The organism is Polaribacter aestuariivivens (assembly GCF_005885675.1).
GTDB lineage: Bacteria > Bacteroidota > Bacteroidia > Flavobacteriales > Flavobacteriaceae > Polaribacter > Polaribacter aestuariivivens.
The window spans coordinates 185,900-209,089 of the sequence record NZ_VANR01000004.1 but is presented as its reverse complement, the minus strand read 5'-3'; the positions used below and the strand labels follow the sequence as shown (position 1 = coordinate 209,089).

The 23,190-nt window shown below is 30.2% G+C and carries 21 protein-coding genes; 15 read left to right on the top strand and 6 right to left on the bottom strand.

Annotated elements, in window-relative coordinates:
* Nucleotides 1-43: 43 nt before the first annotated feature.
* From polA to FDT66_RS08905, 3 genes are all read left to right on the top strand, one after another.
* A complete protein-coding gene (gene polA / locus FDT66_RS08915; RefSeq protein WP_138535828.1) occupies nucleotides 44-2,902 on the top strand; it encodes a DNA polymerase I in 2,859 nt (952 codons plus the stop codon).
* A 1-nt stretch (nucleotide 2,903) separates the two neighbouring features.
* Nucleotides 2,904-3,281: a hypothetical protein gene (locus FDT66_RS08910; protein ID WP_138535827.1), complete on the top strand. Its 378-nt coding sequence runs from the start codon at nucleotides 2,904-2,906 to the stop codon at nucleotides 3,279-3,281.
* A 128-nt stretch (nucleotides 3,282-3,409) separates the two neighbouring features.
* Complete coding sequence (locus FDT66_RS08905) at nucleotides 3,410-4,174, top strand: hypothetical protein (protein WP_138535826.1); 765 nt, start codon at nucleotides 3,410-3,412, stop codon at nucleotides 4,172-4,174.
* Nucleotides 4,175-4,303: 129 nt separating this feature from the next.
* Here the strand turns inward: FDT66_RS08905 and FDT66_RS08900 are convergent, their stop codons facing one another.
* Nucleotides 4,304-4,843, bottom strand: a complete 540-nt coding sequence (locus FDT66_RS08900) for a hypothetical protein (RefSeq protein ID WP_138535825.1) — start codon at nucleotides 4,841-4,843, stop codon at nucleotides 4,304-4,306.
* Between the two features lie 130 nt (nucleotides 4,844-4,973).
* Here FDT66_RS08900 and FDT66_RS08895 point away from each other — a divergent pair, with 130 nt between their 5' ends.
* Nucleotides 4,974-5,933 (top strand): L-threonylcarbamoyladenylate synthase, encoded by a 960-nt coding sequence (locus FDT66_RS08895; protein WP_138535824.1) that lies wholly within the window; start codon nucleotides 4,974-4,976, stop codon nucleotides 5,931-5,933.
* Between the two features lie 53 nt (nucleotides 5,934-5,986).
* On the opposite strand, the gene FDT66_RS08890 is transcribed toward FDT66_RS08895, so the two are convergent.
* Nucleotides 5,987-6,529 (bottom strand): hypothetical protein, encoded by a 543-nt coding sequence (locus FDT66_RS08890; RefSeq protein ID WP_138535823.1) that lies wholly within the window; start codon nucleotides 6,527-6,529, stop codon nucleotides 5,987-5,989.
* 152 nt (nucleotides 6,530-6,681) lie between these two features.
* Here FDT66_RS08890 and FDT66_RS08885 point away from each other — a divergent pair, with 152 nt between their 5' ends.
* Complete coding sequence (locus tag FDT66_RS08885) at nucleotides 6,682-8,349, top strand: RluA family pseudouridine synthase (RefSeq protein WP_138535822.1); 1,668 nt, start codon at nucleotides 6,682-6,684, stop codon at nucleotides 8,347-8,349.
* A gap of 1 nt (nucleotide 8,350) precedes the next feature.
* On the opposite strand, the gene FDT66_RS08880 is transcribed toward FDT66_RS08885, so the two are convergent.
* Nucleotides 8,351-10,978: a DUF5916 domain-containing protein gene (locus FDT66_RS08880; protein WP_138535821.1), complete on the bottom strand. Its 2,628-nt coding sequence runs from the start codon at nucleotides 10,976-10,978 to the stop codon at nucleotides 8,351-8,353.
* Nucleotides 10,979-11,221: 243 nt separating this feature from the next.
* Between FDT66_RS08880 and rplM the strand changes: the two genes are divergently transcribed.
* The 4 genes from rplM (at nucleotide 11,222) to tsf (ending at nucleotide 14,045) form a co-directional block, all read left to right on the top strand.
* A complete protein-coding gene (rplM, locus tag FDT66_RS08875) occupies nucleotides 11,222-11,677 on the top strand; it encodes a 50S ribosomal protein L13 (protein WP_138535820.1) in 456 nt (151 codons plus the stop codon).
* Nucleotides 11,677-12,063 carry a 30S ribosomal protein S9 gene (gene rpsI, locus FDT66_RS08870; protein ID WP_138535819.1) on the top strand — a complete coding sequence of 129 codons (387 nt, stop codon included), beginning with the start codon at nucleotides 11,677-11,679 and terminating at the stop codon, nucleotides 12,061-12,063. The genes rplM and rpsI overlap by 1 nt, the downstream gene beginning before the upstream one ends.
* Before the next feature lie 150 nt (nucleotides 12,064-12,213).
* Nucleotides 12,214-13,023, top strand: coding sequence for a 30S ribosomal protein S2 (gene rpsB, locus FDT66_RS08865; protein WP_138535818.1), 810 nt, complete (start codon nucleotides 12,214-12,216; stop codon nucleotides 13,021-13,023).
* A 56-nt stretch (nucleotides 13,024-13,079) separates the two neighbouring features.
* On the top strand, nucleotides 13,080-14,045 hold the full coding sequence (tsf, locus tag FDT66_RS08860) for a translation elongation factor Ts (protein ID WP_138535817.1): 966 nt from the start codon (nucleotides 13,080-13,082) through the stop codon (nucleotides 14,043-14,045).
* An 82-nt stretch (nucleotides 14,046-14,127) separates the two neighbouring features.
* On the opposite strand, the gene FDT66_RS08855 is transcribed toward tsf, so the two are convergent.
* Nucleotides 14,128-14,316: a hypothetical protein gene (locus FDT66_RS08855; RefSeq protein WP_138535816.1), complete on the bottom strand. Its 189-nt coding sequence runs from the start codon at nucleotides 14,314-14,316 to the stop codon at nucleotides 14,128-14,130.
* A 192-nt stretch (nucleotides 14,317-14,508) separates the two neighbouring features.
* Between FDT66_RS08855 and pyrH the strand changes: the two genes are divergently transcribed.
* The 6 genes from pyrH to FDT66_RS08825 all read left to right on the top strand — a co-directional run bounded on the left by pyrH (nucleotide 14,509) and on the right by FDT66_RS08825 (nucleotide 21,933).
* Nucleotides 14,509-15,219, top strand: coding sequence for a UMP kinase (gene pyrH / locus FDT66_RS08850; RefSeq protein ID WP_138535815.1), 711 nt, complete (start codon nucleotides 14,509-14,511; stop codon nucleotides 15,217-15,219).
* 70 nt (nucleotides 15,220-15,289) lie between these two features.
* Nucleotides 15,290-15,844, top strand: a complete 555-nt coding sequence (gene frr / locus FDT66_RS08845) for a ribosome recycling factor (protein ID WP_138535814.1) — start codon at nucleotides 15,290-15,292, stop codon at nucleotides 15,842-15,844.
* A 97-nt stretch (nucleotides 15,845-15,941) separates the two neighbouring features.
* Nucleotides 15,942-18,314, top strand: coding sequence for an efflux RND transporter permease subunit (locus FDT66_RS08840; protein WP_138535813.1), 2,373 nt, complete (start codon nucleotides 15,942-15,944; stop codon nucleotides 18,312-18,314).
* Between the two features lie 104 nt (nucleotides 18,315-18,418).
* Nucleotides 18,419-19,852, top strand: a complete 1,434-nt coding sequence (gene asnS / locus FDT66_RS08835; RefSeq protein WP_138535812.1) for an asparagine--tRNA ligase — start codon at nucleotides 18,419-18,421, stop codon at nucleotides 19,850-19,852.
* A gap of 24 nt (nucleotides 19,853-19,876) precedes the next feature.
* Nucleotides 19,877-21,334 (top strand): RNA polymerase factor sigma-54, encoded by a 1,458-nt coding sequence (gene rpoN / locus FDT66_RS08830; protein WP_138535811.1) that lies wholly within the window; start codon nucleotides 19,877-19,879, stop codon nucleotides 21,332-21,334.
* Nucleotides 21,334-21,933 carry a hypothetical protein gene (locus FDT66_RS08825; protein WP_246034815.1) on the top strand — a complete coding sequence of 200 codons (600 nt, stop codon included), beginning with the start codon at nucleotides 21,334-21,336 and terminating at the stop codon, nucleotides 21,931-21,933. The genes rpoN and FDT66_RS08825 overlap by 1 nt, the downstream gene beginning before the upstream one ends.
* Here the strand turns inward: FDT66_RS08825 and FDT66_RS08820 are convergent.
* Entirely contained in the window at nucleotides 21,928-22,602 is a 675-nt protein-coding gene (locus FDT66_RS08820; protein WP_138535810.1) for a porin family protein, read from the bottom strand. The two genes, FDT66_RS08825 and FDT66_RS08820, sit on opposite strands and share 6 nt — an antisense overlap.
* A gap of 112 nt (nucleotides 22,603-22,714) precedes the next feature.
* The gene (locus tag FDT66_RS08815; RefSeq protein WP_138535809.1) at nucleotides 22,715-23,179 is read right to left on the bottom strand and encodes an ExbD/TolR family protein; all 465 of its coding nucleotides are present in this window, start codon (nucleotides 23,177-23,179) and stop codon (nucleotides 22,715-22,717) included.
* Nucleotides 23,180-23,190 lie beyond the last annotated feature (11 nt).

Here is a 23,190-nt window from a genome sequence, read left to right as displayed (position 1 = left end):
CTGCAAGACTTAAATAAGAATAATTTATTTTCAAAAATATACAATGTCAAATCAAAAAAGAGTTTTTTTAGTTGATGCTTATGCGTTAATTTTCAGAGGATATTACGCGTTTATTAAAAACCCAAGAATTAATTCTAAAGGTTTAGATACTTCTGCAATTATGGGTTTTATGAACTCACTTTTAGATGTTATAAAACGTGAAAGACCAGACAAATTAGCTGTTTGTTTTGACAAAGGTGGTAGTGCAGATAGAGTAGAAATGTTTGAAGCCTACAAAGCCAATAGAGATGAAACACCTGAAGCTATTAAATTGGCAGTTCCATACATTATGGAAATTTTAAAAGCAATGCACATTCCAATAATGGTAAAAGAAGGTTTTGAGGCAGATGACGTCATTGGAACACTTTCCAAGCAAGCTGAAAAAGAAGGATATCAAACTTTTATGGTAACACCAGATAAAGATTTTGCTCAATTGGTTTCCGAAAATATTTTTATGTACAAACCACGTTTTGGTGGTGGTTATGATATTTGGGGCGTTCCTGAAGTATTGGAAAAATTTGAGGTTACAGATCCTTTACAAGTTATCGATTTTTTAGGAATGATGGGAGATTCTTCCGATAATATTCCTGGTTTACCTGGAGTTGGAGAAAAAACTGCAAAAAAGTTTTTAGCAGCTTATGGTTCTATGGAAAACTTATTGGCAAATACACATGAGCTAAAAGGAAAAATGAAAGAGAAAATAGAAGCAAATGGCGAGTTAGGTTTGCTTTCTAAGAAATTGGCAACCATTATGTTAGATGTTCCAGTAACTTTTAATGCAGAAGATTTTGAGTTAGACCAACCTGATGTAGAAAAAGTAACCGAAATTTTTAACGAACTAGAATTCAGGAATTTATTAACCAACTTCTTACGAACTTTTGCCACTGAAACAACTACAAATACTACTGAGAACACAAACAGCACAACCACAAATAATGGCGAAAAACCAAAAACCGTTGCTAAAAAAGTAGCTTCTAATCCTGAAGGGCAGTTTGATTTATTTGCTGCACCAGGAGCAGGAAGCGTTTCTGAAGCAGATGTAGCATCAGGTTTTAAAACCATTGAAAATACCAATCATTTTTATCAACATATAGATTCTCCTTTATCCAGAAAATTACTAATCAAAAAACTGATGCAACAAACTTCGGTTTGTTTTGACACAGAAACTACAGGTTTAAAAGCGTTAGAAGTAGAACTAATTGGAATTGCGTTTTCTTACGAAGTTGGTAAAGGATATTATGTTTCATTTCCTGAAAATCAAGAAGAAACAAAGGCAATTTTAGAAGAATTCAGGCCTTTTTTTGAAAGTGAAATCGAAAAAATTGGCCACAATTTAAAATATGATATTAAAGTGTTGTCGAATTACGATATGCCTGTAAAAGGAAAATTATTCGACACCATGATTGCGCATTATTTAATCAATCCAGATATGCGTCATAATATGGATGTTTTAGCAGAAACATACTTAAATTATCAACCAGTTTCCATCACAGAATTAATTGGTAAAAAAGGAAAAAATCAGCTTTCTATGAGAGAGGTTCCAATTACTGACCAAACTGAATATGCTGTAGAAGATGCAGATATTACTTTTCAGCTAAAGCAATTATTTACAGGCGAGTTAGAAACAGGAAACGTAACCAAACTATTTAATGATATTGAATTGCCTTTGGTTTCGGTTTTAACAGCCATGGAAATTGAAGGAATTAATTTAAATACAGATTTTTTAAACCAACTTTCTGTTGCGTTAACAGACGATATAAATAGACTAGAAAAAAGTATTTATGAAGAAGCTGGAGAAGAGTTTAATATTGCATCTCCAAAACAGTTGGGTATTGTTCTTTTTGAAAAATTAGAACTGGTTAAAAAACCTAAAAAAACAAAAACAGGGCAATACAAAACAGGAGAAGATATTTTATCTTACTTAGCAAAAGACCACGAAATTATAAGAAATATTCAAGAATATCGTCAATATAAAAAATTACAAAGCACGTATGTAGATGCTTTACCAAATGAAATCAATCCAAAAACTGGCAGAGTACATACAGAATATATGCAAGCTGTGGCTGCCACTGGAAGATTGAGTTCTAACAACCCCAATTTACAAAACATTCCAATTAGAACAGAAAGAGGAAGAGAAGTTCGTAAAGCATTTGTACCTAGAAATGAAAACTATGTATTAGTAGCTGCAGATTATTCTCAAATAGAATTGCGAATTATTGCTGCTTTAAGTGAAGAAGAAAACATGATAAATGCCTTTAAAAATGGAGAAGATATTCATGCTTCAACAGCTGCAAAGGTATTTAATGTTCCTATAAATGAAGTTACTCGAGAACAAAGAAGCAATGCAAAAACCGTTAATTTTGGTATTGTTTACGGAGTTTCTGCTTTTGGTTTAAGCAACCAAACAAATTTAAGCAGAAGTGAAGCTAAAGAATTGATTGATACGTACTACGAAACCTATCCAAAATTAAAAGCTTACATGGCTGCACAAGTAGATTTTGCAAGAGAAAAAGGTTATGTAGAAACAATTTTAAACAGACGTAGATATTTAAAAGACATCAATTCTAGAAATGCCATGGTAAGAAGTGGAGCAGAAAGAAACGCTGTAAATGCACCAATTCAAGGTTCTGCTGCAGACATCATTAAATTAGCTATGATAAATATTCACAAACGTTTTCAAGAAGAAAACTTCAAATCTAAAATGTTGCTGCAAGTACATGACGAATTGGTTTTTGACGCTCATAAAGACGAGTTAGAAACCATCAAACCAATTATAAAACACGAAATGGAAAACGCCTTTAAAATGAGTGTTCCTTTAGATGTAGAAGTTGGAATTGGTGATAATTGGTTAGAAGCACATTAATATGGAACTAGATTATATCGATGATTACAATGGACTTGAAGAAAATATTGTTCGCTTATTTGATTTTGATAAAGCTGAAGCCATACAATTTAGAAATTTATTAAAAGAAACAGTAATTGAGAAAAAACAACGATTGGATTTATCTCAAGTAGATTTTATTAATACTGAAAACTATAATTTAATTTTCGGTTTATTTAAGTCTGATGAAGGAATTCTTACCAAAGACAACCAAACTTTTTTCTGCATTTTAACGATGAAAAGTTATCATAAAATGCTTCATCTTTTAGAACCTTTTTGCAAAAAAGAAACAAGAGGATACCAATATTTATACGATGTAGATACCCCAACAGATTTGTTATTTGCACCGAATGCGAATTGATTGAATTAGTAGCTTTTGCTACTTTAACCTAGTTTGTTTCGAAACTCAAAAAAAACTAACTTCGCTAACGACTGATATAAGTTATTAAAACGACATTATATTAGTCGTTATGTTTAACCTAAGAAAAAATGAGAAAAGGAACTAAAGTTGGAAAATGTAAATTATGTCTTGAAACAAAAGAATTGAATTTCGAGCATATTCCTCCACGTTCTGCATTTAATAAGGAAACTAAATATTATACTTTAGATCAAACTGAATATTATAAAAAAGCTAAAGAATATACTTTTGAAAATCTAAAACCAAAATCAAGGAAAGAACAAGGTGGAATTGGTAGTTATAGTTTTTGTATAAAATGTAATAGTTACCTAGGTTCAAAGTATGTTCGGACTTACAAAAAATTTGCACACATAGCTATGAATATTATTCAATCGAATGATATTAAAATTAAAGCATTTCAATTCGACATTTCCGACATAAATCTTCTTAATTTTCTGAAACAAATAACTGCGATTTTCATAGCTTCAAATAATTTTATATTTACAGAATGTTATCCAGAACTTTTGGAATTTGTTAAAAACGAGAATTCAAATGAATTACCTGAAAAATATAGATTTTATATGTACTTGAATAATGAAGGTCAAAATAGAAACGGAAACATTCATTATACAAATTTATACGGAACAATATGTGAATTTACTTTTAGTCCTTTTGGTTTTGTTTTGAGTATTGACAATACAAATCAATTAATAAAATTGACGGAAATAACAAGTTTTAAGAATTATGACAAAAATCGGAAATTGTTAAATTCAAACATAATTTTGAATAAATATCCAACATTTTATCCTTTCCCAATGGATTACAGAAGTGAGAAAGAGTTAAAAGGCGAAACATAACTCTGTATAAAATTAATTGGTGGTAAAAGCCTATCTACGTGAGTCTTCACAGACTTGCTATCTGTGATTATTTGCTAACTTTAGTGCTTAAAACATGCAAATCTTATACATAAACGTTACCGAAAACCCTTAAAAAAAAGAAAATCCAAAACCAAAAGAAACACTATCTAATCTATTATTTTTAAAACCAGCAATACCTTTTCTATGATAATCGATTCTAAAAATAGTATTCCAATGTTTTTCACCAGCAACTTGAATTCCTAAACCAATTCCGTAATAATTTCCATCAGGATATCTAGAAGAAGGTGTCCACATTTTACCATATCTAAATTCTATAAAATGATTACTATCGTCTTTTTCGGTAATATTGTATTTTAAAGCAGCATAAGTTGGAAAAGCATCTACATCGTAATTCCAATGAAAATCATAACCTCCATTAATACTTATAGCAACTCTTTTTTTGAACTCGTAACCAAAACCAACTCTAAAAAATAAAGCAGCAGGCTCTACCAAAGCTTCACCATCATCAGTATCAAAAGGTGTATAATTTTCGTTAATTCCTAGCGTAAAATTTACATCTCCTGTAAAAAAAGGTCTTCCTAGTTTTTCTTGAGAAATGCTATTTTGAAAAGTAAACAGAAAAATAAAAGCAAGTAAAAAAAATTTCATTAGGTTGATTTTTTTGGGTTATTGATGATTCACAAAAACTATTCCGCTTTCGTTTTAAAATCTTGTAAATGAAAAGTTCTTTTCTATTTTATGTTGCAATCATTTTTATATGTAATTTTGCAAATGCATTATGAGCATTATTTCTAAAGACATACAAAAAGCAGTAAAATTATTAACTGACGAGCAATTGGTAGCTATACCTACTGAAACCGTTTATGGTTTGGCAGGAAATATTTTTAGCGAAAAAGCAATAAAAAGCATTTTTTCGACAAAAAAACGTCCGTTTTTTAACCCATTAATTGTACACATTTCTGGAGTAGAAAAATTAGAAAATATTGTAACACATATACCTGAAAAAGCAACATTATTAGCAAATGCTTTTTGGCCAGGTTCTATGACGTTGGTTTTAAAAAAGAACGAAAAAATACCAGATTTAATTACCGCTGGAAAAGATACTGTTGCAGTTCGTATTCCAAATCATCCAGTAACTTTAGAGCTTTTAAAACAGTTGCCTTTTCCTTTGGCTGCTCCAAGTGCAAACCCTTTTGGAAGTATTAGTCCTACAAAACCAACACATGTAGAGCATTATTTTAAAAACGATATTCAGCAAGTTTTAGATGGTGGCTCTTGCGAAAACGGAATAGAATCTACCATTATTGGTTTCGAAAATGACGAACCAATTATTTACAGATTAGGTGCTTTGGCTTTAGAAGATATTGAAGCAGTTGTGGGTAAAGTTACAGTCAAAAATAAGAAAGAACAAAGTCCTGATGCTCCAGGAATGTTGGCAAGACATTATGCACCTTCTACAAAAACGTTTTTGGTAGATAATGTTGCAAAAGAAGTTAAAAAACACGCAAATAAAAAAATAGGCGTTTTAGTTTTTAAAAACTCTTTAAATAATGATAACTTAACTGAAATTATCTTATCTAAAAACGGATTGATACAAGAAGCAGCCTCTAGATTATACGATGCTTTGCATGAATTAGACAGTTTGCATTTAGATGTAATTATTACAGAACGTTTTCCAGATAATGGTTTAGGAAAATCGATTAACGATCGTTTGCAACGTGCTACTTTTAGCGCATAAAAAAAGGATAGCTTTTACACTATCCTTCTTTTAAATTAATCACTATGTATTTATTACGATTTTTTATATTTCGCAATAACTTCATTTAATTCTTCACGTAAATCATCAAATTTTTCATTCAAATCTTCGATGTTTTGCTTTACTTTATCTGTTGCATCATTTTTATTGTCGATTACATTTTTGTATTCTTTCTGAACATTTTTAATGTCTTCTTTCACTTCATCTGTTTGCAACCATTTTGGAATGTCATTTCCTAAACTAGCAATAGTACCTTGTAATTTTTCAATTCTAGTATTTACCTCATCTGGATCTAACCTTTCAATATCATTCAATTCTTTATTTGCAATGGTAAAAGCATCCCAGTCATCAAAAGCTAAAGTACCATCAGAATCTACTTTATAATTCACGCTCATTCCATCTTCTAATTCTAATTTCATTTCTTGGAATTCTTCAGAAATATCATCTCCAATTTCATCCATTTTTTTCTCTACTTCTTCCATTTTATCCTCTACTTTTTCTTTCTTTTTATTATCACAAGAAACAAATAGTAAACCTGATATTGCTAAAACAGCTGTAATTTTTTTAATCGTTTTCATAATTTATTGTTTTTGATTGTTTAAATGTTGATACAAAACTATGGCATACAAGTAATTTCTATTAACACAATTAAATTTAATATGAACTCTTTAGAAAATACATTATCTGCTATTTTTAATTAATAAACTGACTATCTTTGGCAATTATTCTTATGAAACAGAACCATTTTCAATATTTTAAATCTAATATTTCTGGAATTGAAATTCCAAAGAAATTTACCTTTCCTTTTTATTACCAAGCACATTCATTGGCTAAAATTGCGGCGAATGAATTGCAAGACTATTTAGAAAATCAAACAGATTTTACACATAATTTTGGGTTAAATATTAATGACACCAAAAATGCAATCGGAAAAATGTTTGGTGTTTTGGTAGTAAAAAATAAGCAAAATGAATTGGGTTTTCTTGCTGCTTTTTCAGGTAAACTAGAAGATGAAAGTTGTCCTGAAATTTTTGTTCCGCCAGTTTTCGATTTAAGAACTAAAAATAGTTTTTACAGAAAAGGTGAAGAGAAAATTGAGAAAATAAGTATACAATTAGAAGCTTTAAGAAATGATGAAAATTATCTTCAACTTAAAAAAGAAGTAAAAAAATTATCTAAAGCAATTGAAGATGATTTGGCTTTGCAACGTAAAAAGCTAAAGCAAAATAAAACCAAAAGAAAAGCCCTAAAAAAAGAAAATATAAATGCTGATGATTTTATAAATCTTGAAAAAAAACTAACACAAGAAAGTTATAACGACCAGTTTTTTTACAAAGAACTGGTAGCATATTATAAGCAAAAAATTGATGAAAAAAGAACAAAACTTGCTAAAATTGAAGAAGAAATTTCAACTTTAAAAAAATTAAGAAAAACCACTTCTGCTTTTTTACAGCAAACTTTGTTTGAGAAATTTCAGTTTTTAAATCAATATAAAAAGCCTAAAGCACTCATTGAAATTTTTAACAATCCTGCAGTAAAACCTCCTGCTGGTTCTGGTGAATGTGCTGCTCCAAAATTATTACAGTATGCTTTTCAAAATGATTTAACACCCATTTGTATGGCAGAGTTTTGGTGGGGAATTTCACCAAATTCAGCTATTAGAAAGCATAAAAACTTTTATCCTGCTTGCCAAAGCAGATGCAAACCCATTTTAGAGCATATGCTCAAGGGAATTGAAATAGACGAAAATCTTTTAATCAAAGAAATATCAAAAGACAAGGAATTAGAAATTATTTTTGAAGATGATGTTTTAATCGTTGTAAACAAACCTGCAGAGTTTTTATCAGTTCCTGGAAAAGAAATTAGCGATTCTGTTTATTCAAGAATTAAACAAAAATACCCAAAGGCTACTGGCCCATTAATTGTACATAGATTAGACATGTCTACTTCTGGTATATTATTATTAACCAAAACCAAAGAAGCCAATAAAGTTTTACAGAGTCAGTTTATAAACAGAACAGTAAAAAAACGTTACGTTGCTTTATTAGATGGAAATTTACCAAAAAATAAAGGAAAAATACAATTGCCTTTGCGTGTAGATTTAGATGACAGACCCAAACAATTAGTTTGTTACGAACATGGAAAAAATGCAGAAACTGTTTGGGAAGTTATCGAAAGAAAAGACAATAAAACGCGTGTTTATTTTTATCCAATTACTGGAAGAACGCATCAACTTCGTGTACATGCAGCTCATAAAAACGGTTTAAATTCACCTATAATTGGCGATGATTTGTATGGAAAAAAACAAAATAGGTTGCATTTGCATGCAGAATTTATAGAGTTTTTACATCCAAATACTACTGAAAAAATGAGTTTTAGGGTTGCTCCAGATTTTTAAATTATCTAACAAACCTATAAGTTGCCTTAATTAAAAAAGTGTCATTTGCAGGAACATCAAAAACTTGAGTTCTTACACTTTGGCTTAAAGAATCATCAAAATCTTGTAATCCATTAGAACCTCTTGCCCAAACAAAAAAGAGTTCTGAACCTGGAATGTATTCCCATCTTACAACCAAATTGGTTTGCAATTGAACGAAAGAAAAATCTGGTTTTCCAAATGAATAATCTGTTATATTGTCTCTATTTTCATCAATTAAAAAATTATCATTCCCATCAGTAGAAATTTGATTTTCATCATATAAATTTACACGATCGCTAAACGAACTTGCAGTTGGATTATTTACATAGTTAAAATCAGAATAACGTCCTCTAGAAATAAATGGTTGACCGTAAAACTGGACAGAAAAATTAGGGTTTAAGCTGTAATTTAATCGTAAAGTAGTTGTCCATGAATCGTTTTGTATATTTCCTAAAATATATCTTTTTATATTCCCAAAGTCTGTTGTAGTTACATATTGAGATTTGTCTGATGTTTTCTCATATTCATTATCTAAAGACATGCTAAAAGCATCAAAAGGTTGGTAATTCATTCTAAAAACATATCTGTCTCTATCAAAAACATCTTCTTCACTTCTAACGCGAACATACCCGAGAGTAAAGCTAAATTTTTTACTTCTGTCTGATCCAAAAAATGAATAAATAAATTTATCATCTGCAACGCGCCATCTTGGTCCACCTCTTAAAAATGAGTTCCTGTGAATTTGACTACTTGCACCCATACCAATTTCTGTAAACCAATTGTTTTTCCAATTTACATTTCCTTGTAACTCGAACCTTAGTCTGTTTAAATTTCCTCCAAAATCGTAGATTGATGATTGCTCTACTTTTAAGTTCATATCTCTATAAACTCCTTTCGGAATTTGCCATAAGTATCTTCCTTCTGCAAATTGAATCATTTCATCTGTATTTCGTAAGAAACCAATATCATTTAATTCTAATTCTGGTGAACGCCAAACAAAACCTCCATTATAACGCCAATTTCCTCCTCCTTGTTTTCCTGCTTCAATTCTACCTCCAGTTCCTGTTAAAGAAGTTCTTGTTGGGTCTAAGTTTATATAATCTGCATCAGGTCTTTGAAACAATCTGGCAATTGAAGTTTGTGTATCAAAAATTGCTTCTTCACTACCAGTAACGTGACTAAAAACGGTATTTCCTTCAACATAAAAATCTCTTTTTCGCCAAGTGTGTCTAAAATCGATTCCACCTGTATAAGCAGCTTTGTGTAGTTCAGCAAAATTTCCGTTTAAATTTCTATTTGTAGCCGTAAAAATTCCTCCTAAATACGAGTTTCTTTCATTAAAATCTTTTTGAGCTCTACCCACAAAATAGTTTGTTAAAGGTTCTACAATTTCTTCTCTTGTATTTCCGTCAGTTTGTTTTATTTCTGCGAATTCATTTGCAGTTAAACTTTCTAAAATTCCAATAGACCAACCATCTTTGGTTTTTCCAGAAAACTTGGCAGCGCCTAAAATAGTTGAATTTTGAGGTACATCTGCAAATTCACCTGGTTGTAAGTTGGCTCCTCTGTGTGGATTTCTACCAATTCTTCTACTGTAAAAAAGATTGTCTCTTCCATTGGCAAATTCAAAGTCAAAAATGTTTTTATTTTCTACGAAAAAAGGTCGTTGTTCTCTAAAAAATATTTGAAATCCATCTAAAGCAATGGCTCCAGGATCTGCTTCTACTTGACCAAAATCTGGGTTTATTGTTAAATCTAAAGTTAAATCGTTTGTAATACCAATTTTTGCATCTAAACCTCCATTAATTTTAAAGTCGCTACCATCTTTATATGGGTTTCCTATTTCTGCAGGATAATTATCGTATTGTAAAACCGTAAAAGGTTGAATTTCTAATTGCTTTTGTGATTTTAAGTTTACCAATCCATGTAGTTCACCTGCTTCACTTATAAAACCTGCTTGATCATTTGGAATTCTTTGCCATAATGAACGTTCTTGCAATCTAAAAATAGTTCTGTTTACATTGAAACCCCAAATTTGTTCTTTTTCGTTACCAAAACGCAACTGACTGAAAGGAATTTTCATTTCTGCAGTCCAACCTTTCTCATCTACATTTGCATCTGTATACCAAATTGGATTCCAACTATCATCCCAATTATTACCATTTTGTGTAGCAATTTCTTCTCCTTTTACACCTGCAGCAGTCGTTGTAAATACAAATGCAGTTCTTTTATCGTGATAACTATCTATAATTACATTTATTCTGTCTCCAGCAAAACCATCTCTTCTACTCAACCGTTGTTGAATTAATTCTGGATTGTCATCTAAAGCTCTTAACGCAATGTATAAGTATTTTGCATCATACATAACTTTAAATAAAGTTTGATATGTTGGAGGTGTTCCTTCATCTGGATTTTTTTCTGTAAAATCAGACGACCATTCAACAGTATCCCAAGCAGCTTCATTAATTATACCGTCAATAACTGGTACATTAACCAATCTTTTTGTAGTGTAAATTCTTTTTGTTAATGATGTTTTTTTAGATTCTTGAGCTGTAAAACTTAAAACAAAAAAAGCACTTACAAGAAGTGAAATATTATAAAGTTTCATTTATTTTGGGTTGTTTTTTTATTGGAAACCGTTACCTGAATACTTAGATAAATGTTATTGCAAAAGTAACTCTCTTTTTTATTAACGTTATGTTAATTCTTAAGCCCAAATCTTATCGATTTGTATTTCTTTAAAATAATTATAAAGCACTATTTGTCAATCAAATAAATAGTGGTACATTTGCACTCCTTTTTTAAGGAAAACATACATTATTAACAAATAACAAAGACTAAAAGTGTAATTATGAACACATTAAGTTACAAAACAGTATCAGCAAACGCTTCTACAGTAAACAAGGAGTGGGTTTTAGTTGATGCAGACGGGCAAACGTTGGGTCGTCTAGCTTCTAAGGTAGCAAAGCTAATTAGAGGTAAATACAAGCCAAATTATACTCCTCATGTAGATTGTGGAGACAACGTGGTTATTATCAACGCAGAAAAAATTGTTTTATCTGGTAACAAATGGAGAGACAAATCTTACATTCGTCACACAGGTTATCCAGGAGGACAAAGATCGTTAACTGCAACAGAAATGTTTGAGAAAGATCCTACAAGATTAATCGAGAAAGCAGTAAAAGGAATGTTACCAAAGAATACTTTAGGTAGCGCTTTATTCAGAAACTTGTATGTATACGCAGGAGCTGAGCACAAACAAGATGGGCAAACGCCTAAAGCTATTAACCTTAACGATTATAAATAATGGATACAGTTCACAAAATAGGTAGAAGAAAAACAGCTGTTGCTCGTATTTACCTTTCAGAAGGTAAAGGGAACATTACTGTAAATAAAAAAGACTATAAAAGTTATTTTACAACAGGTACTTTACAATATAAAGTACAACAACCATTAATGTTAACAGAAAACTTAGAATCTTATGATATCAAAGTAAATGTTTATGGTGGTGGTATCACTGGGCAAGCAGAAGCGATTCGTTTAGCAATTACAAGAGCATTGGTTGCTATTAACGCAGATCACAGAGCAATCTTAAAACCAGAAGGATTATTAACAAGAGATCCAAGAATGGTTGAACGTAAGAAATTCGGTCAGAAAAAAGCTCGTAAAAAATTCCAATTCTCGAAACGTTAATATTCTACAGAATTTATTCTGTACTTTATTATACCGAGAACTGTTATTATTACACAAAATTAATATTAAACAGTTTAGTATCTAAATAATTAAGACTCGAAAGACTACTTAATTATTGATTTCAAAACAGAAAGTAAACACATTTAAAAAATGGCAAACGTAAACATTCAAGAATTATTAGATAGTGGTGTACATTTTGGACACTTAACTAGAAAGTGGAATCCAAACATGGCTCCATACATTTATACAGAACGAAATGGTGTTCACATCATTGATTTGTATAAAACTGCAGCAAAAATAGAAGAGACTTCAGAAGCGTTGAAAAAAATAGCAAACTCTGGGCGTAAAATTTTATTTGTAGCTACAAAAAAGCAAGCAAAAGACATTGTTTCTGAAAAAGCAAAAGCTGTAAGCATGCCTTACATTACAGAAAGATGGCCTGGTGGAATGCTAACCAACTTTGTTACTATTAGAAAAGCTGTTAAAAAAATGGCTCAAATTGATAGAATGAAAACAGACGGTTCTTTTGATGCACTATCTAAAAGAGAAAAATTACAAATAAACAGACAAAGAGAAAAATTAGAAAAGAATTTAGGTTCTATTTCAGATATGACTCGTTTGCCTGGTGCATTATTTGTAATAGATATTAAAAAAGAGCACATTGCTGTTGCTGAAGCTCAAAAATTGAACATTCCAATTTTTGCTATGGTAGATACGAATTCTGACCCAAGACAGGTAGATTTCGTAATTCCAGCAAACGATGATGCTTCTAAATCTATAAACAAAGTTTTATCTTTTGTAACTGATGCTATCGCAGAAGGTTTATCAGATAGAAAAGCAGATAAAGAAAAAACAAAAGAAGCTAAAGACGCTCCAAAAAAAGAAACAGCTGCTAAAAAAGAAGCAGCTCCTAAAAAGGAGAAAGCTGAAGCTGACGTTGAAGAAAAATCTGCTGAATAAAAAATAATTTCAATACTAATTTAGAAACAAACGTTTCTTAAAAAATATTAAGTGACATGGTAAAAGTAAGTGCTGCTGATGTTAAAAAATTAAGAGAAGCAACTGGAGCTGGAATGATGGACTGTAAAAAGGCATTAGTTGAAGCAGAAGGTAACTTCGAACAAGCAATTGATGTTTTACGTAAAAAAGGTCAAAAAATTGCTGCAAAAAGAGCTGATAGAGAATCTACAGAAGGTGTAGCAGTAACTAGAATTAATGATGCTAAAACAGAAGGTGTAGCAATTGTATTGGCTTGTGAAACAGATTTTGTTGGAAAAAACGAAAAATTTGTAGCTTTAGGTGGTCAATTTGCAGACATCGCTTTAAACTTCGATAATAAAGAAGATTTCTTAGCTGCTGATTTTGGAGGTATGTCTGTTGCTGATAAATTAGTTGAACAAACTGGTGTAATTGGTGAAAAATTAGACATTACTGCTTTTGAAAAAGTAAGTGCTGCTTATGTAGGTGCATACACTCACATTGGTAAAATTGCTGCTTTAGTTGGTTTATCTGCTGCTGTAGATAATGCTGAAGAATTAGCAAAAGACGTTGCAATGCAGGTTGCTTCTATGGGAGCAACAACTTTATCTTACAAAGATTTAGACCCTGCATACGTTGCTGCAGAAACAGAGGCTAGAATTGCTGTAATTGAAAAAGATAATATCGAGTTAGGTAGATTAGGTAAAACATTAAAAAATGTACCTCAATATATTTCTATGTCTCAATTATCTGACGAAGTTTTAGCTAAAGCTCAAGAAGATGCAAAAGCAGAATTAAAAGCAGAAGGAAAACCAGAACAAATTTGGGATAGAATCTTACCAGGAAAAATGGAAAGATTTATTTCTGATAACACTACTTTAGATATAGAACAATGTCTTTTAGATCAGCCTTTTATTAAAGATGAAAAGAAAAACGTTGCTCAATATGTAAAAACGTATGGTGATGTTGAAGTAACTACTTTTAAAAGAGTTACATTAGGCTAAACATAATTTTTATTTCTACTTATGTAGAAACCCATTATAATTTAAAACCTCACAATTTCGAAATTGTGAGGTTTTTTTTAGTTTAAAAAATTAGCCCTTTAAAATAAAAAGGCTTCAAAACTATTTTGTTGTATTTATCAATACCTTTTATTACTTTACTTACACCAGGTAATACTCTTGGGTTTTCATACTTTTCTTCATCTATTTCTGGCGTACAAGAAAAAACAACAAAGAACAGTAAAAACAAACTTACTTTTTTTAAATATTTCATACAACTAGTTTTAAAAATTATAATATCAATAAAATTACTATAAAATCATACTCGCAAACTACTTACAATTAGGTATTTTATATTCTTAAATTAATTTTTTATCAAAAATTAATTTAACTACTTCTTTTTATTTTTTCAAAAAAAAGAAAATCAAAAAAAAAACGTAATTTTGCGCAACTCTTAAAACAAAATATGCAATACAAAAGAATTCTTTTAAAACTTAGTGGAGAAGCTTTAATGGGCGAAAGACAGTATGGAATTGACCCTAAGCGTCTTGCTGAATATGCAAAAGAAATTAAACAAGTTGTCGAAAAAGGAATTGAAGTTGCCATCGTAATTGGTGGTGGAAACATTTTTAGAGGTGTTGCTGGTGCAGCAAATGGTATGGATCGTGTTCAAGGAGACCATATGGGAATGTTGGCAACCTGTATTAACGGTTTAGCATTACAAAGTGCTTTAGAAGATGAAAACGTGCATACTCGTTTACAAACAGCTCTAGAAATAAAAGAAGTTGCAGAACCTTATATAAAAAGAAAAGCAATTCGTCATTTAGAAAAAGGTAGAGTCGTTATTTTTGGCGCAGGAACAGGAAATCCTTATTTCACCACAGATACTGCAGCAGTTTTAAGAGCTATTGAAATTGACGCTGATGCTATTTTAAAAGGAACTCGTGTAAATGGAATTTACAATACAGATCCAGAAAAAGATAAAAATGCTGTAAAATTTGAAACAATAACCTTTAAAGATGTAATTGCAAAAGGTTTAAAAGTTATGGATATGACCGCATTTACACTTAGTGAAGAAAACAACTTACCAATTATTGTTTTTGATATGAACACAAATGGAAACTTACTAAAATTAGTTTCTGGAGAAAAAATTGGTACTATTGTTGATAATTTATAGTTTAAAATGCGTGTTTGATTGATTTTAAAATCAATTTAAAACAACTTTAAAATGACAAATTTTTATAAAAATGAATGAAGAAATTGAATTTATATTAGATACTGCAAAAGAAGCAATGAACAAAGCCATTGCTCACTTAGAGAAAGAACTAGTTTCCATTAGAGCTGGTAGAGCAACACCTGCAATGTTAAGTACAGTTATGGTAGATTATTACGGAGCACAAACCCCTTTAGGGCAAGTTGCAAATGTAAATACTCCAGATGCAAGAACTTTAAGCATTCAGCCTTGGGAAAAAAGTATGCTACAAGAAATTGAAAAAGCAATACAATTAGCCAACTTAGGTTTTAACCCAATGAATAATGGAGATATTATTATGATAAATGTTCCTCCATTAACAGAAGAACGCAGAATTAACCTTGCAAAACAAGCTAAAGCAGAAGCGGAAGATGCTAAAATTGGTGTTAGAAATGCTCGTAAAGAAGCAAATAATGACATTAAAAAGGTAGATATTTCTGATGATATGAAAAAGATTGCAGAAGACAACGTGCAAACGTTAACAGATAGTTATGTTAAAAAAATTGAAGAAAAACTATCTGTAAAAGAAGAAGAAATAATGAAAATTTAATTGATTACAATAAATTTAAAAAAGAGTGTTTTTAAAACACTCTTTTTTTTGCTCCTTACCTATCTAATTTGGTTACCTTTGTTGTAAAATTTTCTTAATGAATTTCTGGACAAAAGCAGCAGGTTTAATTTTAAGAAACCGCTATTTAGTTTTATTAATTATAGCCATTATTACTGGTTTGTTAGCTTCTCAAATGAAGTATATGAAATTTTCATATACAGAAGCAAACTTACTACCAGAAGATCATGAAGCAAATGTAGAGTACAATAAATTTCTAGAAATTTTTGGTGAAGAAGGTAACTTGGTAATTCTTGGAGTAAAAGATTCAACCGTTTTTACACCAAAAAAATTTAATGTCTGGAACAATTTAGTAGAAAAATTTGATGATAGAGAAGAAATAGATTTTACGATTTCTATTGCAGATGTTCAAAAATTAAAGGCAGATAGAAAAAAGAGAAAATTTGTTTTAGAACCTTTGTATGAAGAAAATCCTACGACAAAAGAAGAAGTAAATGCCATCAAAAAGCAACTTTTTGAAAAGCTTCCATTTTATGATAATTTATTATTTAATAAAAAAACTGGTACCCTACAAACTGCTATTTACATTAAAAAACAAATTATAAACACCCCAAAACGTAGAGACTTTATTTTTGACGTTTTAATTCCTGAAATAGAAAAATTTGAAAAAGAAACTGGCTTAGATGTTCGGGTTTCTGGAATGCCATATATTAGAACACTAAACGCACAAAATATTCAAGATGAAATTCTTTTATTTGTTGTTGGTGCTTTAGGCATTACTGCTTTAATATTTTTCTTCTTTTTTCGTTCTTTCAGAGCCACTTTTATAACACTTTTAGTTGTTTTAATAGGTGTTATTTGGGCTTTTGGTTTTATAGGTTTATTCCGTTATGAAATAACAGTTTTATCAGCATTAATTCCGCCCTTAATTATTGTAATTGGTGTACCAAATGCAGTTTTTCTTATAAATAAATATCAGCAAGAAATAAAAAAACATGGTCAACAAGCAAAAGCGTTACAACGTGTTATTTCTAAAATTGGAAACGCTACTTTAATGACCAATATTACAACTGCATCTGGTTTCGCAACCTTTGTTTTTGTAAAAAGTAGTTTGCTACGTGAATTTGGTATTTTGGCCTCTGTAAACATTATCAGTATTTTCATATTGGCATTACTTATAATTCCAATTATTTACAGTTTTATGCCTCTTCCAAAGAAAAAACATTTAAATCATCTTGAAAAACAGTGGATTGAAAATGTGGTAGATTGGATGGAAAGAATGGTAAAAAACCAACGAATTACCATTTACTTTGCTACTGTAACCGTTATTGTTTTAAGCATTATTGGAGTTTATAAAATTACAGTTTCTGGTAGTTTGATAGAAGACATGCCTAAAAAAACAAACTTCTATAAAGATATTAAATTCTTTGAAAAGGAATTTGGAGGTATTATGCCTTTGGAAATTTTAATAGACACCAAAAAAGAAAAAGGTGTTATGAAACTTTCTACCTTAAAAAAAATGGAAGAGCTAAATGAAGTCATAGAAACTTTTCCTGAATTATCAAAACCAATTTCTGTAGTAAATCTTGTAAAGTATAGCAAACAAGCATATTATAAAGGAAATCCAAAATATTACCAATTACCTACAAATCAAGAACAAAGCTATATATTTTCCTACACCAAAAACTCTAATAATGATGCTGGCATGCTTAAAACCTTTGTAGATTCTACTGGGCGTTATGCAAGAATTACCACTTTTATGAAAGATATTGGCACAGACAAAATGGATATAATTCAAGAGCGTTTAAAAGCGGTGATTGCTAAAGAATTTCCATCCAATAAATACTCAGTTTCGCTAACTGGTAAAGCCTTAGTTTTTATAAAAGGAACCAATTATTTAATAAAAAACTTAGTCATTTCTTTATCTTTAGCCATTTTATTAATTGCTATTTTTATGGCGTGGATGTTTCGATCGCCACAAATGATTTTAATTTCCTTGATTCCAAATATGCTTCCTCTGTTAATTACAGCAGGACTAATGGGCTTCTTAAACATACCTATAAAACCATCAACAATTTTAGTATTTAGTATTGCTTTTGGTATTTCTGTAGATGATACTATTCACTTTTTAGCAAAATATAGGCAAGAACTCATTGCCAATAAATGGAAAATAAAACCTTCTGTCTATGCTGCTTTAAGAGAAACTGGTGTAAGTATGTTTTATACTTCAATTGTATTATTTTTTGGTTTCTTGGTATTTACTTTATCAAGTTTTGGAGGTACAATCGCTTTAGGTGGTTTGGTTTCTGTAACACTTTTATTAGCCATGGTTTCTAATTTGCTTTTACTACCTTCATTATTACTAACTTTCGAGAAAAAAATTGCAAATAAAAAGGTGTTTAAAGAACCTGCCATGAAAATTTTTCCACCTTCAGAAGATAAAGCAGACTAATTTTAAGTTTTTATTGATATTCATTCCATTGTTTAATAACGAACAATAAAGTATCTTTACTCTTTTAATTAAGACTTTTTTTCGAATACAATATATTTAAAATGATGATGAATAGTAACGTAGCAGAAATTTTAAAATCAGGTACAGTTTTACAAGAAATACAATTAAAAGGTTGGGTAAGAACATTTAGAAGTAACAGATTTATTGCTTTAAATGATGGCTCAACTATCAATAATATTCAATGTGTTATCGATTTTGAAAACACACCTGAAGAAACCTTAAAAAGAATTACAACTGGAGCAGCAATTGCTATAAAAGGAATCTTAGCAGAAAGTCAAGGAAAAGGACAATCTATAGAAATTCAAGTTTCGGAAATTGAAATTTTGGGAGATTCAAACCCAGATGAATATCCAATTCAACCAAAAAAACACAGTTTTGAATTTTTAAGAGAAAATGCACATTTACGTGTTCGTACAAATACCTTTAGCGCTGTAATGAGAGTTCGTTCTAAACTATCTTTTGCAGTTCATAAATATTTTCAAGACAATGGTTTTAATTATGTAAATACACCAATTATTACAGGTTCTGATGCAGAAGGTGCTGGAGAAATGTTTAGAGTAACTTCTTTTGAAGACAATAAAGCACCAGTTACTGACGATGGTAAAATAGATTTTTCTAAAGACTTTTTTGGAAAAGAAACCAACTTAACAGTTTCTGGTCAGTTAGAAGCTGAGACCTATGCTATGGCTTTGGGCAAAGTATATACTTTCGGACCAACTTTTAGGGCAGAAAACTCCAACACAACGCGTCATTTAGCTGAATTTTGGATGATTGAACCAGAAGTAGCTTTTATGGACTTAGATGGTAATATGGATTTGTCTGAAGACTTTATAAAGTCCGTTTTAAACTACGTTTTAGAACACTGTAAAGACGATTTAGCATTCTTAGACCAACGATTAACACAAGAAGAAAAAAGTAAACCACAAGCAGAGCGTTCTGACATGGGGTTATTAGATAAGCTTAAATTTGTTGTAGATAATAATTTTAAACGAGTTTCCTACACAGAAGCTTTTGATATTTTACGCAACTCAAAGCCAAATAAAAAGAAAAAATTTCAGTTTCCAATAAACGAATGGGGTGTAGATTTACAGTCTGAACACGAACGTTATTTGGTTGAAAAATATTTTAAATGTCCTGTTATTTTATTTGATTATCCAGCAAATATTAAAGCATTTTACATGCGTTTAAATGATGATGGTAAAACAGTAAGAGCAATGGATGTATTATTTCCAGGAATTGGTGAAATGGTTGGAGGTGCACAACGTGAGGAGCGTTATGACGTTTTAGTAGAAAAAATGAAAGCCATGAATATTGATGAGAAAGAACTTTGGTGGTATTTAGATTTACGTAAATTTGGTACAGCTGTTCATTCTGGTTTTGGTTTAGGTTTTGAAAGATTAGTACAATTTACAACAGGAATGGGAAATATAAGAGACGTAATACCTTTCCCTAGAACACCACAAAACGCAGAATTTTAATTCAAATTTTGTATATTTAAATCTATGTTAAAGCAAAGTTTACAATATAAACTCTTACAAAAATTATCTCCTCAGCAAATTCAGTTGATGAAGTTAATTCAATTGCCTACACAAGCTTTTGAAGAACGTTTAAAGCAAGAAATTGAAGAAAATCCTGCACTTGATACAGGAAAAGATGAAGCTGATGCTATTGACGATGATTTATCAAACGAATATGAAGATGATGGAAATGAAAAAATTGAAGCAGAAGACATTAATATAGATGAGTATTTAAGTGACGACGAAATTCCGAACTATAAAACGCAAGCAAATAATTATTCTGCTGATGATGAAGAAAAAAACGTGCCTTATGCAGCAGGAACCAGTTTTCATCAATCTTTAAAAAACCAATTAAATACCATTCGTTTAAATGAAGAAGAAAAATCTATCGCCGAATTTTTAGTTGGTAGTATAGATGATAGTGGATACATTCGTAGAGAAATTATAGATTTAGTTGATGATTTGGCATTTACAGCAAATATTTTTACAACAGAAGAAAAAGTAGTTTCAGTATTAAAAAAAGCAGTACATACATTAGATCCAATTGGTGTAGGCGCACGTAACTTAAAAGAATGTTTAATTATTCAATTAAAAGCGAAAGAATCTAATAAAAACAGAAGTTTAGCCATTGAAATTTTAGAAACTGCTTTTGATCATTTTGTAAAAAAACACTATAAAAAACTACAAGAAAAGTTTAATATTTCTGAAGAAGAATTAAAAGACGTAAATGCAGAAATTTCCAAATTAAATCCAAAACCAGGAAGCTCATACGCAGGTAACAATAAAATTGCTGAACAAATTGTACCAGATTTTTCCATAAAAATTATTGATGGTGAATTAGACTTGACATTAAACTCTAGAAATGCTCCAGAACTGCATATTTCAAGAGAATATAATAATATGCTAAAAGGCTATCAAGAATCAAATGTAAAAACTAAAACACAAAAAGATGCCGTATATTTTATCAAGCAAAAATTAGATGCTGCAAAATGGTTTATAGATGCCATAAAACAACGTCAACAAACTTTATTGGTAACTATGAATACAATTATGCATTACCAATATGAATATTTTTTAACAGGTGATGAGCGAAAGCTTAAACCTATGATTTTAAAAGATATTGCCGATAAAATAAACATGGATGTTTCTACTGTTTCCAGAGTTGCCAATAGCAAATATGTGTCTACACCTTATGGCACAAAGCTTATAAAAGATTTCTTTTCTGAATCTATGAAAAATGATCAAGGAGAAGATGTTTCAACAAGAGAAATAAAAAAGATTTTAGAAACTGTAATTGCTGAAGAAAACAAGAAAAAACCACTTACAGATGAAAAATTAGCCGCTATTTTAAAAGAAAAGGGGTATCCTATTGCTAGAAGAACTGTTGCAAAATACAGAGAACAATTAGATTTACCTGTGGCTCGTTTGCGAAAAGAAATTTAGTGAAATTTTACAAAACCATATCAGTAATTCTGCATCCAATTGTAATACCTACGATTGGAGTAATTCTTTATTTTTTACTTATTCCAAATTATTTAAATAGCAAGCAAAAGTTAATTTTACTTAGTTTAATATTTACAATTACCTACGTAATTCCTTTGTTTGTGCTAATTTTATTTAAAAAATTAAAGCTTATAAAAAGCTTTAATGTAAATAGCATTAAAGAAAGGAAAGTACCAATTGCAATAATGATTGTGTTGTTTTATCTTTTAGGTAATACACTTTTTAGAGTAACTCCATTAGACGATTTAGGGTTATTATTTTACGCAACTTGTGGAGCGTTGGTTTTCATATACCTTTTATTTGCTTTTAGTTTAAAAACAAGTATACATTTAGCCTCAATGGGTATTACTACTGGTTTTTTTTTAATTATTGGTGCAAAGTATAACCATAGTTTTCCAATAATTGTAATTGCGTCAATACTACTTTCTGGTATTTTAGCCAATGCAAGGTTGCATTTAAAAGCACATACTACAACAGAGGTATATTTGGGATATTTCATAGGCTTTTTATCGCCATTTATAACGTTCTACTTCTTATAAGAAGTAGAAGATTAATCCAAATTTTAAAATTTTTGTATTGATATTTTCATTGTTTATTTGGGCGTCTTTAAAAATCGAAGATAAGCCATAAAAAATGTTGATATTAAATTCGTCATAACCAGCAGATAAGGTAAGTCCGTACTGTAAATTGTCGTAAGCAGATACGTTTTTGTATATAAATTTATTGCTATTACTGTCTTCAAATTGAAAGCTATTTGAAATATTATATAAAAACTTTACACCTGTATAAACACGCCAAAAACTATACTCATTTGCTGTTGAAGTTCGCCATCTAAATTCTATAGGAAATTCAATATTATGAGATTTATAAAAATTAGAATTAATTGTGTTATCGCTTGAAAATGTAGTAGTACCATTTTGCTCTTCAACTTTTAATTTATGATTAAAAAAGTCGTAGCCGTAACCAATACCAGCCGCAAAAGAAATATTTCCTTGTTTATTTAGTATAAAGTCTTTGATAAAACCACCTGATAAAGAATATGAAAAACTACTTTTTGATATTAAAGAAGGTTGATCATTTAACTGACTATAAGAAATAGAAACATAAATTTGGTCATCTGCATAGGAATCACCTAAATTTAAAGAATCTTTTTGAGCATAAAAGCTAAAAGAAACAACAAGTAAAGTAAAGAATGAAATCTTTTTCATAATGTATTTAACGAAGTATAAAGATACATTATTTCATAATTCAAGAAGAATAAGAGCATAAAAAAAGGATAATTCAAAATTGAATTATCCTTTTTTATAATGTATATAAAAATTAATTTCCATCTCCTTTAGAGGCAGAGTAACTAATTTTAAGAGCGTTAACATCTCTTAATTTTAGTCTAATGTCTGTAATTGTACCTACATTAGATTCTCTATCTGCTTTAATAGAAGTTGTCATAAATGGAATTTCAGCTTCAGAAACTTTTGTTCTTGAGTTAATGATAAAAGCAGGTACATCATCTGCAGTTGCAATTTTATCATTTAACTGAATTCTATTATAACCTGTTCCGTATTTAGGATCTTTTGCTTTACCAACGTAAATCGTAGTTACTAAACTTTTATGCTCTAATTTTTTTACTTCTGTTGCAGAAGGTAATCTTGGAGCTTCAAGTTTTAAATCTGTTTCTCTCATAGTTGTAGTAACCATGAAGAAAAATAACAACATAAAAACGATGTCAGGTAAAGCTGCAGTGTTTACTGCTGGCATTCCTTTTTTCTTTTTTCTAAATTTAGACATAATTGTTATTT